This is a genomic window from Pseudomonas laurentiana, from assembly GCF_014648275.1.
Lineage (GTDB): Bacteria > Pseudomonadota > Gammaproteobacteria > Pseudomonadales > Pseudomonadaceae > Aquipseudomonas > Aquipseudomonas laurentiana.
In genome coordinates this window covers 16,356-28,975 of the sequence record NZ_BMQU01000033.1, presented here as the reverse complement: position 1 = coordinate 28,975, position 12,620 = coordinate 16,356, and the positions used below count along the sequence as shown (strand labels likewise).

General features: G+C 59.5%; 12 protein-coding genes. 6 read left to right on the top strand and 6 right to left on the bottom strand.

Annotated features, from left to right (window positions below):
- Window positions 1-976: 976 nt before the first annotated feature.
- A complete protein-coding gene (locus IE038_RS22350; RefSeq protein ID WP_163932895.1) occupies window positions 977-1,171 on the bottom strand; it encodes a hypothetical protein in 195 nt (64 codons plus the stop codon).
- A gap of 159 nt (window positions 1,172-1,330) precedes the next feature.
- Entirely contained in the window at window positions 1,331-2,347 is a 1,017-nt protein-coding gene (sohB, locus tag IE038_RS22345) for a protease SohB (RefSeq protein ID WP_189396310.1), read from the bottom strand.
- A gap of 203 nt (window positions 2,348-2,550) precedes the next feature.
- Between sohB and IE038_RS22340 the strand changes: the two genes are divergently transcribed.
- From IE038_RS22340 to IE038_RS22320, 5 genes are all read left to right on the top strand, one after another.
- Window positions 2,551-3,261, top strand: coding sequence for a histidine phosphatase family protein (locus IE038_RS22340; RefSeq protein ID WP_163932899.1), 711 nt, complete (start codon window positions 2,551-2,553; stop codon window positions 3,259-3,261).
- A 57-nt stretch (window positions 3,262-3,318) separates the two neighbouring features.
- Window positions 3,319-3,636 carry an SCP2 sterol-binding domain-containing protein gene (locus tag IE038_RS22335; protein ID WP_065757654.1) on the top strand — a complete coding sequence of 106 codons (318 nt, stop codon included), beginning with the start codon at window positions 3,319-3,321 and terminating at the stop codon, window positions 3,634-3,636.
- Between the two features lie 193 nt (window positions 3,637-3,829).
- Window positions 3,830-4,897 (top strand): phosphotransferase family protein, encoded by a 1,068-nt coding sequence (locus tag IE038_RS22330; protein ID WP_189396309.1) that lies wholly within the window; start codon window positions 3,830-3,832, stop codon window positions 4,895-4,897.
- A 26-nt stretch (window positions 4,898-4,923) separates the two neighbouring features.
- Window positions 4,924-5,691, top strand: a complete 768-nt coding sequence (locus IE038_RS22325; protein ID WP_163932902.1) for an SDR family oxidoreductase — start codon at window positions 4,924-4,926, stop codon at window positions 5,689-5,691.
- Between the two features lie 116 nt (window positions 5,692-5,807).
- On the top strand, window positions 5,808-6,587 hold the full coding sequence (locus IE038_RS22320; RefSeq protein ID WP_163932905.1) for a TSUP family transporter: 780 nt from the start codon (window positions 5,808-5,810) through the stop codon (window positions 6,585-6,587).
- Here IE038_RS22320 and nudC read toward each other — a convergent pair.
- Window positions 6,555-7,385 carry an NAD(+) diphosphatase gene (nudC, locus tag IE038_RS22315; protein WP_163932908.1) on the bottom strand — a complete coding sequence of 277 codons (831 nt, stop codon included), beginning with the start codon at window positions 7,383-7,385 and terminating at the stop codon, window positions 6,555-6,557. The two genes, IE038_RS22320 and nudC, sit on opposite strands and share 33 nt — an antisense overlap.
- 37 nt (window positions 7,386-7,422) lie before the next feature.
- Window positions 7,423-8,235 (bottom strand): crotonase/enoyl-CoA hydratase family protein, encoded by an 813-nt coding sequence (locus IE038_RS22310; RefSeq protein ID WP_163932911.1) that lies wholly within the window; start codon window positions 8,233-8,235, stop codon window positions 7,423-7,425.
- 164 nt (window positions 8,236-8,399) lie between these two features.
- Between IE038_RS22310 and nhaB the strand changes: the two genes are divergently transcribed.
- Window positions 8,400-9,902 carry a sodium/proton antiporter NhaB gene (gene nhaB / locus IE038_RS22305; protein ID WP_163932915.1) on the top strand — a complete coding sequence of 501 codons (1,503 nt, stop codon included), beginning with the start codon at window positions 8,400-8,402 and terminating at the stop codon, window positions 9,900-9,902.
- 67 nt (window positions 9,903-9,969) lie between these two features.
- On the opposite strand, the gene zwf is transcribed toward nhaB, so the two are convergent.
- Together zwf and gnd are read right to left on the bottom strand one after the other, a co-directional pair.
- Window positions 9,970-11,469 carry a glucose-6-phosphate dehydrogenase gene (gene zwf / locus IE038_RS22300; RefSeq protein WP_163932918.1) on the bottom strand — a complete coding sequence of 500 codons (1,500 nt, stop codon included), beginning with the start codon at window positions 11,467-11,469 and terminating at the stop codon, window positions 9,970-9,972.
- On the bottom strand, window positions 11,466-12,446 hold the full coding sequence (gene gnd / locus IE038_RS22295; RefSeq protein ID WP_163932921.1) for a phosphogluconate dehydrogenase (NAD(+)-dependent, decarboxylating): 981 nt from the start codon (window positions 12,444-12,446) through the stop codon (window positions 11,466-11,468). The genes zwf and gnd overlap by 4 nt, the downstream gene beginning before the upstream one ends.
- Between the last annotated feature and the right edge of the window lie 174 nt (window positions 12,447-12,620).

Sequence of the window (12,620 nt, the reverse complement as noted above, 5' to 3'; positions counted from 1 at the left end):
GGTAAGCGATAATGTGTCCACCATGTCCCCGCACATGTGTCAGCGATGTCTCAAGTCCATACAAGGGGCAAAAGTGACCAAAACCCTCGTCCCAACATCCGGCCCTCCGCTGCGCTACGGGTCCTCTCACTCCGGCAGTGCTCCCGCCGGGACCGTGCTGAAGGGCCTTCCTGGCCCTCAGCCCTTGCCAGGCATCCCTGCCTTGCACCCTGCTACGCACTGCCTGTGTTCGACCTCCTGAAGGGACAATTTGGCGGTGTCTGCGGGTTCCGCGCATGAAAAAGCATCGCAAAAAAACCAATAGCTTCGCGGGCAAGCGAAGCCGCAAGCATCTGCTTCTCAGTACACGGAATGTCAGACGCCGCAGGACGTCCCTTCAGGAGGCTGAGTGGAGCCATCGCGGAGTGGGGTGCGAGGCAAGGATGCCTCGCAAGTGCTGATGGGCCATGGATGGCCCGTCGGCGCGTCCACACGGGAGCGATGGCGTAAGGAAGGCACCCGAAGCGCAGCGTAGGGCCGGATGTCGGGACAGGGCGTTTTGCCCACTTTTGCGCCCTATCAAAAGTGGGTCGCCGTAAAAGGCGAAACCAGCCGGTGGTGCCGACGCAGGGAGTGGATATGCTCACGAGGTGAGAGCCAATAACCACAAACATGCATTGCCCCTGATGACAGCAGGCATATCCGTTTGCGATGTCGGGCCTGATGCCCCGTTCCGCCTTTACGGCGTGTCACTTTTGCGCCCTATCAAAAGTGGGTCGCCGTAAAAGGCGAAACCAGTCGGTGGTTCCACTGCTGGAAATGGATATGTTCACGAGGTAAGTGCCAATAGCAACAAACGACCTCCTGAACGGACGGTTTGGCGGCGTCTGCAGGTTCAGCGTATGGAAACGCATCGCCGCCAAGACCGGCTCAGGCCATGTCGCGCCCTTAAATGAACAGCATTACACACATAGAAGGACGCTTCTCAACCTGTTCGCTAACGCTTCGGTACCACGACCCTGGGCACGAACTTACCCAGGCGACGCCGCTGCTGCGTAGCAGGCGGGTTCAGGTCTGACGCATCATCGGCAGTCATATTGGCGAAGCCGAGCCTGAATGCCGCCTGGCCACAGCGGACCCGGCTATTGATTGGAAACTCATCCCCATCGTCTTCAACATAAGGATCACTCATCCTTGCGCCCCCCCTTCAGCGATAGACCGCTACCGGTAACCCATCGATCACCTGAAAATACCGGCCATCAACAGGCAATGAGACTAGCTGGTCATTTGCAGACTTACAGTCCGACATGCAAAAAACCTGAGCAGCTGCCTCACGGGGGCCACCGTTGGCTCAGCGCCAGCGGCTCAAACGGCTCCACAGGCCCACCAGCGTATTCTCGATCGAACTGCTGGCTGCCAGGCCAACCCGCTCCTGCAGGCTTTTGCGCTCGGCAAAATGCAGGTGATAGAGGTTCGCCTCACGGGCACGGTCACTGAGGTACTCATCGCTGGTCTTGAGCTCATCGACCAACTGCTTGTTCAGCGCAGCAACACCCAGCCACACTTCCCCGGTAGCAACCTCATCGATGTGCAACTGAGGGCGATAGCGAGATACGAAATCCTTGAACAACTGGTGAGTGACATCCAGATCCTCCTGGAATTTCTCCCGGCCCTTGTCGGTGTTCTCACCAAAGACGGTCAGGGTGCGCTTGTACTCACCTGCGGTCAGTACCTCAAAGTCGATGTCGTGTTTTTTCAGTAGGCGGTTGACGTTGGGCAACTGGGCCACCACACCAATGGAGCCCAACACGGCAAACGGCGCGCTGACGATCTTCTCGCCAATACAGGCCATCATGTAACCGCCGCTGGCCGCGACTTTGTCGATGCACACGGTCAGTGGCACACCCGCCTGGCGAATGCGCGCCAACTGCGAAGCGGCCAGCCCATAGCTGTGGACCATGCCACCCCCGCTCTCCAGGCGCAGCACAACTTCGTCACGTGGCGTCGCCAGGGTCAGCAGTGCGGTAATTTCGTGACGCAGGCTGTCGGTGGCAGACGCCTTGATGTCCCCGTCAAAGTCCAGCACGAAAACCCGGCTTTTCTCGTCGGGTGTTTTTTTCTGCAACTTCTCGGCCTTGCTCTGCTGTTTGCGCAAGGCCTTGAGTTGGGCCTTGTCGAGCAGGGTTGTCTCCAGCCGCTCACGCAACTCCTTGTAGAACTCATTGAGCTTGGTGACCTGCAATTGCCCACCGGCCTTGCGCCGCCCCTTGCCACGCAGGCCGGCGAGGGCCGACAAAACAACCAGTATCGCGATCACCAGGGTCGCGGTCTTGGCGAGAAAGCTTGCGTACTCAGCCAGAAACTCCACAGTAACTCCTTAACATGCCTGCGCCCATACGGCGCGAACCAAGGCTCAAGCATACCGGCGCTACTGCGCCCCTACCAGCGTCTGAAAACACCGGCATTACAGTTCAAACAACCTTTTCAAACGCTTGTATGTTTTTTCATTGACAGCCTGACAGCGGCAACCTAACCTCGCCGAAACCCTTAATTCCGGCAGACGGTTGCAACGTGGGCAGCATTTACCTGATTCGACATGGCCAGGCCTCCTTTGGTGCAGACAACTACGATGTCCTGTCCGCCGTGGGTGTTCGCCAGAGCACGGTACTCGGCGAGCACCTTGCCGAACTTGGCCTGCGCCTGGACCGCTGCCTGGCCGGCGATCTTCGTCGTCAACAGGATACCGGGCGCCTGGCTCTGGCGCGCATGCAGGAGGCAGGCGCCTCGGTGCCCGCCCTTGAAACCGACAGTGCCTTCAACGAATTCGATGCGGATGCGTTGATCCGCGCCTTGCTGCCGAGCCTGCTGCCCGATGAGCCGCACGCACTGGATGTCTTGCGCAACGCGGCACAACACCGCAACGAGTTTCAGCGCATTTTCGCCCTGATCGTGCAACGCTGGCACACTGGGGACTACCCAAGCGCCGACGTGGAAAGCTGGCAAGGTTTTGTCGAGCGGGTCAATGCCGGGTTGCAGCGGGTACTGCAACACGCCGAGCACGGCGACAATGTTGCGATTTTTACCTCGGGCGGAACCATCACTGCCCTGCTCCACCTGGTTACCCGAATCACACCAGCCCAGGCTTTCGAGCTGAACTGGCAAATTATCAATACCTCGCTCAGCCACCTGAAGTTTCGCGGCAGCGAGGTAACCCTGGCTTCCTTCAACAGCCAAGCCCATGTGCAGTTGTTGAAGGCGCCGGAACTCATGACCTATCGTTGAGTACCGGCCCATGGCGGCCTTCGCTGGTCGCCGAAATCACTTAATAAGGAATGCACCATGACCTCTGTAGCTGATGCCGTTCAAGCCATGAAATCCAAGTTCAACCCAGCCGCCGCTGCAGGCCTGGACCTGGTATTCGGCTTCAACGTGACCGACGAAGACAAGCACTACGCGCTGATCATCAAGGATGGCACCTGTGACCTGCAGGAAGGCGAAAATCCAGATGCCAACGTCACCCTGGTCATGGACAGCGAAACCCTCAAGGGCATCGTCAGCGGCGAAACCGACGGCATGCAGGCCTTCATGGGCGGCAAACTGCGCGTGGAAGGCGACATGATGCTGTCGATGAAGCTCAGCGAGCTGTTCCCGGTATAAGCAATTCGCCGGATGCCTTCAAAACCGAAGCGTTGTCTGCTTCGGTTTTTTTTCGCCTCGACCAGAGCGAGCCAATCAGAGCGGTTGATCGACCGGCAACACGCTCGCCAATAAGGCCCAGCGGCACTTGTTCGACCCGAGGGGCAGAATTAGATTAACCAATAATCTCATGCCTCAATCATAAGGGATAAGCATGACGCTCACCGACCAGTCCACCCAGGTCCGCCCCGGCGAAGAACTCGACATCGCCCGCATCGACCCTTATCTGAAAGCCCACATTCCCGACCTTCGCGGTACGCCGCAAATCAGCCAGTTTCCCGGTGGGGCCTCGAACCTGACCTACCTGGTGCAGTACCCGACACATGAACTCGTGCTGCGCCGGCCGCCTTTCGGGCACAAGGCCAAATCGGCCCACGACATGGGTCGTGAGTTCCGCATCCTCAACCAACTCAACAGTGGCTTCCCCTATTGCCCAAAGGCCTATGTGCATTGCACTGACACATCATTGATCGGCGGCGAGTTCTACGTCATGGAGCGGGTCAAGGGCATCATCCTGCGCGCTGACCTGCCAGCCGAGCTGAACCTGGATGCCGAGCGCACCGAAGCCTTGTGCAAGAGCTTCATCGATCGCCTGGTCGAGCTGCATCAGGTCGACTATCACGCCTGCGGCCTGACGGACCTTGGCAAGCCTGAAGGCTATGTACAGCGCCAGATCGAAGGCTGGAGCAGCCGCTACGAGAAGGCCTTGACCCCTGACGCCCCGCGCTGGGAGGCCGTTGTTGCCTGGCTACACGACAAGATGCCGGACGACCATCCGCAACCGGGCATCATTCACAACGACTACCGCTTCGACAATGTAATCCTCGATGCCGCCAACCCCATGCACATCATTGGCGTGCTGGACTGGGAAATGACCACCCTCGGCGACCCGCTGATGGACCTGGGTAACACCCTGGCGTACTGGATCGAAGCAACAGACCCTGCGCCCGTACAACTGATGCGCCGCCAACCGAGCAATGCCCCCGGCATGTTGACACGCCGCCAATTTGTCGATTACTACGCCGAACGGGCGGGTATCTCGCTGGACAACTTCGACTTCTACTACGCCTATGGCCTGTTCCGACTGGCCGGCATCGTCCAGCAGATTTACTACCGCTTCTATCACGGCCAGACCCAGGACAAGCGCTTCGCCCAGTTCGTTCACATGAACAGACTGCTGGAACACATGAGCCTGCAGCTCATCGAAAAATCCAGCCTTTGACACCAACAAGAAGAAAGGAAGTGCCCATGTCCAAGACCCAATTGTTCGACCTCGACGGCAAGATCGCCTTTGTTTCAGGGGCCAGCCGTGGCATTGGCGAAGCCATTGCGCACCTGTTGGCCCAGCAGGGCGCGCATGTCGTCGTCTCCAGCCGCAAGCTCGAAGGCTGCCAGCACGTCGCCGATGCCATTGTTGCGACAGGTGGCAAGGCGACCGCCATGGCATGTCACATCGGCGAAATGGAACAGATCCATGAAGTATTCACCGCTATTCGCAGGCAATTCGGTCGCCTGGACATCCTGGTCAACAATGCGGCCACCAACCCGCAGTTCTGCAACGTACTGGACACTGACCTGAGTGCCTTCCAGAAGACCGTTGATGTGAACATCCGCGGCTACTTCTTTATGTCGGTAGAAGCCGGCAAGCTCATGCGCGAACATGGCGGCGGCAGCATTATCAACGTCGCGTCGATCAATGGGGTTTCACCGGGGTTGTTCCAAGGCATCTACTCGGTGACGAAAGCCGCCGTGATCAACATGACCAAAGTCTTCGCCAAGGAATGCGCCCCGTTCGGTATCCGCTGCAACGCCCTGCTGCCTGGCCTGACCGATACCAAGTTCGCCTCAGCGCTGGTCAAGAACGACGCCATTCTGAATACCGCCCTGCAGCAGATCCCCCTCAAGCGTGTGGCCGACCCCAAGGAAATGGCGGGTGCGGTGCTGTACCTGGCCAGCGACGCTTCAAGCTACACCACGGGTGCGGCATTGAATGTCGATGGCGGTTTCCTCTCCTGAATGCGGCAACAAGAATGCGGCAACAAGGTTGTGTGGGTGCCAGCAAGGCTGGCCCCTGCAAGCACCGGGCGGTACCATGTCGGCCCTTCTGCGCCCTGCCGAATTAAGCCGATTCCATGCCTTTTGAACTCAGTGTTGACCTTACCACCCTTGCCATTCTCGCCGCCGTTGCCTTTGTCGCCGGCTTCATCGACGCCATCGCCGGTGGCGGCGGGTTGCTCACCACCCCCGCCCTGCTGACCGCTGGCCTGCCACCGCATCTGGTACTGGGCACCAACAAACTCAGTTCGACCTTCGGTTCGGCCACTGCTGGTTTCACCTTCTACCGACGCAAGCTGTTCGACCCCATACAATGGCGTCGAGGCCTGATCGGTACAGCCATCGGTGCACTGATCGGCGCCATCACCGCCCATTACCTGCCTGCCGAGTGGCTGAACAAGATGCTGCCGGTGATCGTCTTCGCCTGCGGCGTGTACCTGTTGTTCGGCGGCACGCCCAAGGCGCCACTGGACGCCAATGCGCCGATCAAGAAAGGCCGACAGTTTCCCCAAGGCTTCTCCCTGGGATTCTATGACGGCGTTGCCGGCCCGGGCACGGGGGCCTTCTGGACCGTCAGCAGCCTGCTGCTGTACCCCATCGACCTGGTACGGGCCAGCGGCGTGGCGCGCAGCATGAACTTCGTCAGCAACGCCGCCGCACTGTCAGTGTTCATTTTTTCGGGGCAGGTGGATTGGTTGATCGGACTGTCCATGGGCTCGGCACTGATGGTCGGTGCGTTCTTTGGAGCCCGCACCGCCATCAGCGGCGGCGCCAAGTTCATCCGCCCGGTGTTCATTACCGTCGTGCTTGGCCTGACCGTGCGCCTAGCCTGGCAGCACTGGTTCAGCCAGGCCTGAACGGCGCGCCACATAGAGGTCAATCAGGTACCGGGCGATAGAGCGGCTTGCTGGCAATGGCGGCAATGCGTCGACCCGGAACCACTGGGCATCCTCGATTTCATCAGGCTGCATGACGATCTCGCCCCCGGCGTACTCGGCATGGAACCCCAGCATCATCGAGTGCGGAAACGGCCAGCACTGACTGCCGACGTACTGGATATTCTTCACCTCGACCTGCACCTCCTCGCGCACTTCGCGAATCAGGCAGTCCTCGGCAGACTCGCCCGGCTCAGCAAAGCCTGCCAGGGTGCTGTACACCCCGGTGACAAAGCGCGGCGAACGGGCCAGCAGGATTTCATCGCCACGGGTAATCAACACAATCATGCTGGGCGAGATGCGCGGGTAAAAACGCAGGTCGCACGGCTCGCAATACATGGCGCGTTCCCAGCGGATCTGTTGCATCGGCTGGCCACAACTGCCACAGAAGCGGTGCTCACGGGCCCAGGTAGCGATTTGCGCGGCGTAACCCAGAACCTTGTAGATCTCGAAGTCGCCTTCAAGCATGAACTGGCGCAGCCCGCGCCAGCTGCAGCCAGGCACATCCTGCTCGCCCTTCAGCTCAAACAGGAACACCGGTTGGCCATCGAAATGGCCGATGCCGTGTTCGCATAGCACCTCCAGCCCCTGGCCCTTGAGCCAGTCGCGGGAAAACAAGGCACCGTTATCGTCGACCAGAAAACCCTGGGCACAGTGAGCGACTGCCAAGCCGCCGCTGATGTTCGTATCCAGTACCGCGGTTGTCCAACGCACTGACATATTCCGGTTCCTTGTGCGAGCCCGCGGCTGGGTAGTCTCAGTCGGCGAACTCGGGTTTTTGTTTGCTCATGTGGGCAGCCATGGCCACCCGCAGATCGGTAGACTGCAGCATGGCAGCATTCCAGGTGGCAATGTACTCCAGACCGTCGTCGATACGATGGTCGCGCATGTAGCTGAGCATCTCCTTGGTGCCGGCCACGGCAATGGGGGATTTTCCCGCAATTTCCCTGGCAATGGCAAAGACTCCGTCGAGCAGGCTGGCCTGATCGGTGAAGGTACGGTTGACCAGGCCGATTTGCCGCGCCTCCTCCGCGTCGATGGTCCGACCGGTATACGCCAGTTCCCGAACCTGGCCATCACCGATGATTCGCGGCAAGCGCTGCAGGGTGCCGACATCCGCCGCCATGCCCATGTCGATTTCCTTGATCGAGAACTGTGCATCGCTGGCGGCATAGCGCATGTCGCACGCAGCGATCAGGTCGATGGCACCGCCCAGGCAATAGCCCTGAATGGCTGCCAGGACCGGCTTGCGGCACTGGTCGACGACATTGAAGGACGCCTGCATCTGCAAAATGGTCCGCCGCAGCAGACGCGCATTGCGACCAACGTCCTTGCCCAGCTGGTTGGCCACCGAAGCCAGCAGCATCAGGTCGATGCCAGACGAGAAATGCTTGCCCGCGCCGCTGATCACCACGACCCGCACAGCATCGGTATCGTCGATCCACTTGAAGATGTCGATGATTTCCGTCCAGAACGCGGCGTTCATCGCGTTGACCTTTTCCGGGCGGTTGATCTGCACATGGGCAATGTTGTTCGACAGTTCCACCTTGAACGCTTGATAGTCGGTCACAACGGCACTCCTGGAGCTAGGGCTGGGTTAATCGCAGGACTATATCAAGGTGACGGCAGACACCCAGACCGTGGTTTTGCCAAAACAGGGACTACATCCGCCTTGATCTTGCCGCCCACATCCGGCAAGTTGCGCAGCTGTTGAATCATAAGGATACATTTTTCATGTCCCGCTCCCTGGCCGGCGCCCTGGCCCACAATTTTCTCGGGCAGTCGCCGCGTTGGTATAAAGCCACCATTTGCCTGTTTCTGCTGCTCAACCCACTGCTGTTGTTTACCCTTGGACCGGTGGTTGCCGGCTGGGTACTGGTAATCGAATTCATTTTCACCCTGGGCATGGCACTCAAGTGTTACCCGTTGATGCCCGGTGGATTACTGATGGTCGAGGCCCTGTTGCTGGGGATGACCACGCCACAAACACTGTATGAAGAGCTGCAACACAACTTTCCGGTCATCCTGTTGCTGATGTTCATGGTGGCGGGTATCTACTTCATGAAAGAGCTGCTGCTGTTCGTGTTCTCGCGCATTCTGCTCGGGGTACGCTCAAAGGCACTGCTGTCGCTGCTGTTCTGCTTCCTGTCGGCGTTTCTATCGGCCTTCCTCGATGCGCTCACCGTGACCGCGGTAATCATCAGCGCTGCCGTTGGTTTTTACTCGGTCTACCACCGGGTCGCGTCAGGTAACAACCCGCGCGAAGAGTCGCTGGTCGATGATGATCAGCACCTGGCCAAACTGCACCATGAAGACCTGCACCAATTCCGTGCATTCTTGCGCAGCCTGTTGATGCACGGTGCAGTCGGGACCGCACTGGGCGGTGTCTGCACCCTGGTGGGTGAGCCGCAGAACCTGCTGATCGGTCATGAAATGGGCTGGCATTTTGCCGACTTTTTCCGCCAGGTCGCTCCTGTGTCCTTGCCGGTACTGGCTGCAGGTCTGGTGACCTGTGTGCTGCTGGAGAAACTGCGCTGGTTCGGCTACGGCACCTTGCTGCCGGACAATGTGCGCCGTGTACTCGCCGCATACGCCGCCGAAGACGATGCCGCCCGAACGTCCCAGCAACGCGCCGCGCTGCTGATTCAGGGCCTGGCGGCATTGATCCTGATTGTCAGCCTTGGCCTGCACATCGCCGAAGTGGGCCTGATCGGCTTGCTGGTCATCGTGCTGATCACCAGTTTCACCGGGATTACCGATGAGCATCGGCTGGGCCGCGCCTTCCAGGACGCCATGCCATTCACCTCGTTGCTGGTGGTGTTCTTTGCCGTGGTCGCGGTTATCCACCAACAACAGCTGTTCAGCCCACTGATTGCGGCGGTACTGGCACTGCCACCTGAGCAACAACCCGGCATGCTGTTCATTGCCAATGGCTTGCTCTCGGCCATCAGCGACAACGTCTTTGTCGCCACGATCTACATCACAGAGGTCAAACAGGCATTCCTGGCCGGCCACATGAGCCGTGAGCATTTCGAGACCCTGGCAGTGGCAATCAACACGGGTACCAACCTGCCGAGCGTGGCCACCCCCAATGGCCAGGCGGCCTTCCTGTTCCTACTGACCTCGGCCATCGCGCCGCTGATCCGCCTGTCCTACGGACGGATGGTCTGGATGGCCCTGCCCTACACCATCGTGATGGGCGGGCTGGGTTGGTGGGCAGTGACCTATTGGCTGTAGGCCAACACCCCACCTCAGGACCAGACAGGGCTTCGACAGGCATCCGCCGGTCGGAGCCCTGTTTCGTTCAACCGATCGGATGCCAGGCGCGGTGATCCCGTGCCAGCAGTTCGTCTGCCGCCGCGGGGCCATCGTCACCCGCGGCATATGGCTGTACCTCTCCTTCGTGTTGCCAGGCATCCAGAAAAGGCTGCACCGCACGCCAGCCGTTCTCGATGTTGTCGGCACGCTGGAACAACGTCTGGTCCCCCGTCAGACAGTCATAGATCAACGTTTCATAGCCCGTCGATGGGCGCATCTTGAAAAAGTCCTTGTAGGCAAAGCCCAGCTCCACCGTTTCCATGGCAAGGGTCGGCCCCGGGCGTTTGGCTTGCAGGTCAAACCACATCCCTTCATTGGGCTGGATCTGGATTTTCAAGTAATTCGGTTTTGGCCGCTCGGCATCGCTGTCGCGGAACTGCGCATAAGGCGCCGGTTTGAAGCAGATGGCGATCTCGGTATCTCGAACGCTCATGCGTTTACCGGTACGCAGGTAAAATGGAACCCCCACCCATCGCCAGTTGTCGATCATGACCTTTAACGCAACATAGGTTTCGGTCTGGCTATGCCGGTCGACCCTGGGCTCCTCGCGATACCCCGGCAGTTTCTTGCGCCCCTGTTTTCCTGCCGTGTACTGTCCGCGCACCGAGTTCTTCAAGGCCATGGCCTTCGACCAGGGCCGAATGGCCCCAATCACCTTGGCCTTTTCGCTGCGCACGGCATCGGCGCCAAACGCCGCTGGCGGCTCCATGGCAACCATCGCCAGCAACTGGAACAGATGGTTTGGCACCATGTCCCGCAATGCCCCCGTGTGGTCGTAAAACCCGCCACGGCTTTCCACCCCTACCGTTTCGGCTGCCGTGATCTGCACATGATCAATGTAGTGATTGTTCCAGAAGGCCTCGAACAGCCCGTTGGAAAAGCGGCTGACCAGGATGTTCTGCACCGTCTCTTTCCCAAGGTAGTGGTCAATGCGGTAGATCTGCTTTTCGTTCATCACGTTGAGCAGCGACGCATTCAGCGCCTCGGCACTGGCCAGGTCTGAACCGAATGGCTTTTCCACCACTACGCGCCGAAAGCCGTTGGATTCGTCAAGCAACCCCGCGCTGCCCAGTTGCCGGGCCACCTCGGCGAAAAAACGCGGCGCGGTCGCCAGGTAGAAAATGGCATTGCCAATGCCGCTCTTGCCGATCCGTTGCGCAATGTCCTGGTAGGTCGTCGAGGCCAGAAAATCGCCGGTCAGGTAATGGATGCGCTTGACCAGGCGCCCCCATCGCTTTTCATCAAAACAGCGTGTGCCCTCATTGCCCTGATCGCGCTCACGCATGAATGCTTCCAGGCGCGCGGCGAACTCACGGTCGGTGGACGGATTGTGATCGACCCCGACAATACGCATGCGTGGGTCAAGCAAGCCGTCACGCTGCAGGTTGAACAGTGCAGGCATCAGCAGGCGTTTGACCAGATCACCATTGGCACCGAACAGAAACAGCGTGCACGGTGCAGCGGTTTCAGCCTTGGCTACCGTCATTCGAACTTCTCACTGTGTCCGCCAAAGCCGAAGCGCATCGCGGAAAGCAGTTTGTCGGCATACGTGCCTTGCGGCTGGCGTGAGCGAAAACGTGCAAACAGGGCACTCGACAATACCGGAACAGGCACCGCCTGCTCGACCGCCGCGTCGATGGTCCAACGCCCTTCGCCACTGTCGGCAACGGCGCTGCTGAAACTGTCGAGTTGCGGATCAGAGACCAGCGCGTTGGCGGTCAGGTCAAGCAGCCAGGACGTGACGACACTGCCACGGCGCCAGACCTCGGCAATCTCGGCAAGGTCGAGGTCAAAGCGCTGCTCGGCGGGCAGCGCGGCGCTGGCCTTGCTCTTGAGCAGGTCAAAGCCCTCGGCATAGGCCTGCATCAGGCCGTACTCAATGCCATTGTGAATCATCTTTACGTAATGACCGGCCCCCGCGGGCCCGGCATGGATGTAGCCCTGCTCCGCGCGCCCCAACGTGCCATTGCGGCCCTCGGTGCGCGGAATATCACCAACGCCCGGTGCCAGGGCAACGAACAACGGCTCAAGCCGCTCAACGATGGCCGTTTCACCACCAATCATCATGCAATAACCACGCTCCAGCCCCCAGACGCCCCCCGAAGTTCCCACATCGATATAGTGCAATTGACGGGTTGCCAGGGTGTCGGCACGACGGATGTCATCCTTGTAAAGGGAGTTACCACCATCGATGATCACGTCATCGGCTTCCAGCAGGTCGGCCAATTGAGCAATCGTCTGCTCAGTCGCCTCGCCTGCCGGCAACATCACCCACACCGCTCTGGGCTTGTCCAACAGGCTGACCATGGCCTCAAGACTCTGCGCCCCACGTGCGCCATCAATGACCAGCGCATCGATTGCCGCCCCATTACGGTCGTGAACCACGGGTAGATGCCCATGACGCATCAACCTTCTCGCGATGTTGCCGCCCATGCGGCCCAGTCCCACGATTCCCAATTGCATGACGATGGCTCCAATGGATGTCTGAAAACTCAACCCGTTGCTGGGCACAAGATTAGTTCAGACACGGGCATTGGCCTTCCTGGAGGACGCTCGCGCGCGCCCATGAAAGCGTTGCCATTGCCCGCAAGATGACTTCAGAATGACGTGCACGGACGACCGTACCGTCCTGACACC

Excerpts from the sequence above, each read along its gene's own strand:
- IE038_RS22320 (WP_163932905.1), top strand. The coding sequence starts at position 5,808 with ATGCCTTTTGAACTCAGTGTTGACCTTACCACCCTTGCCATTCTCGCC.
- zwf (WP_163932918.1), bottom strand. The coding sequence starts at position 11,469 with ATGACGGTAGCCAAGGCTGAAACCGCTGCACCGTGCACGCTGTTTCTG.
- nudC (WP_163932908.1), bottom strand. The coding sequence starts at position 7,385 with ATGTCAGTGCGTTGGACAACCGCGGTACTGGATACGAACATCAGCGGC.
- nhaB (WP_163932915.1), top strand. The coding sequence starts at position 8,400 with ATGTCCCGCTCCCTGGCCGGCGCCCTGGCCCACAATTTTCTCGGGCAG.
- IE038_RS22330 (WP_189396309.1), top strand. The coding sequence starts at position 3,830 with ATGACGCTCACCGACCAGTCCACCCAGGTCCGCCCCGGCGAAGAACTC.
- gnd (WP_163932921.1), bottom strand. The coding sequence starts at position 12,446 with ATGCAATTGGGAATCGTGGGACTGGGCCGCATGGGCGGCAACATCGCG.
- IE038_RS22325 (WP_163932902.1), top strand. The coding sequence starts at position 4,924 with ATGTCCAAGACCCAATTGTTCGACCTCGACGGCAAGATCGCCTTTGTT.
- IE038_RS22335 (WP_065757654.1), top strand. The coding sequence starts at position 3,319 with ATGACCTCTGTAGCTGATGCCGTTCAAGCCATGAAATCCAAGTTCAAC.
- IE038_RS22350 (WP_163932895.1), bottom strand. The coding sequence starts at position 1,171 with ATGAGTGATCCTTATGTTGAAGACGATGGGGATGAGTTTCCAATCAAT.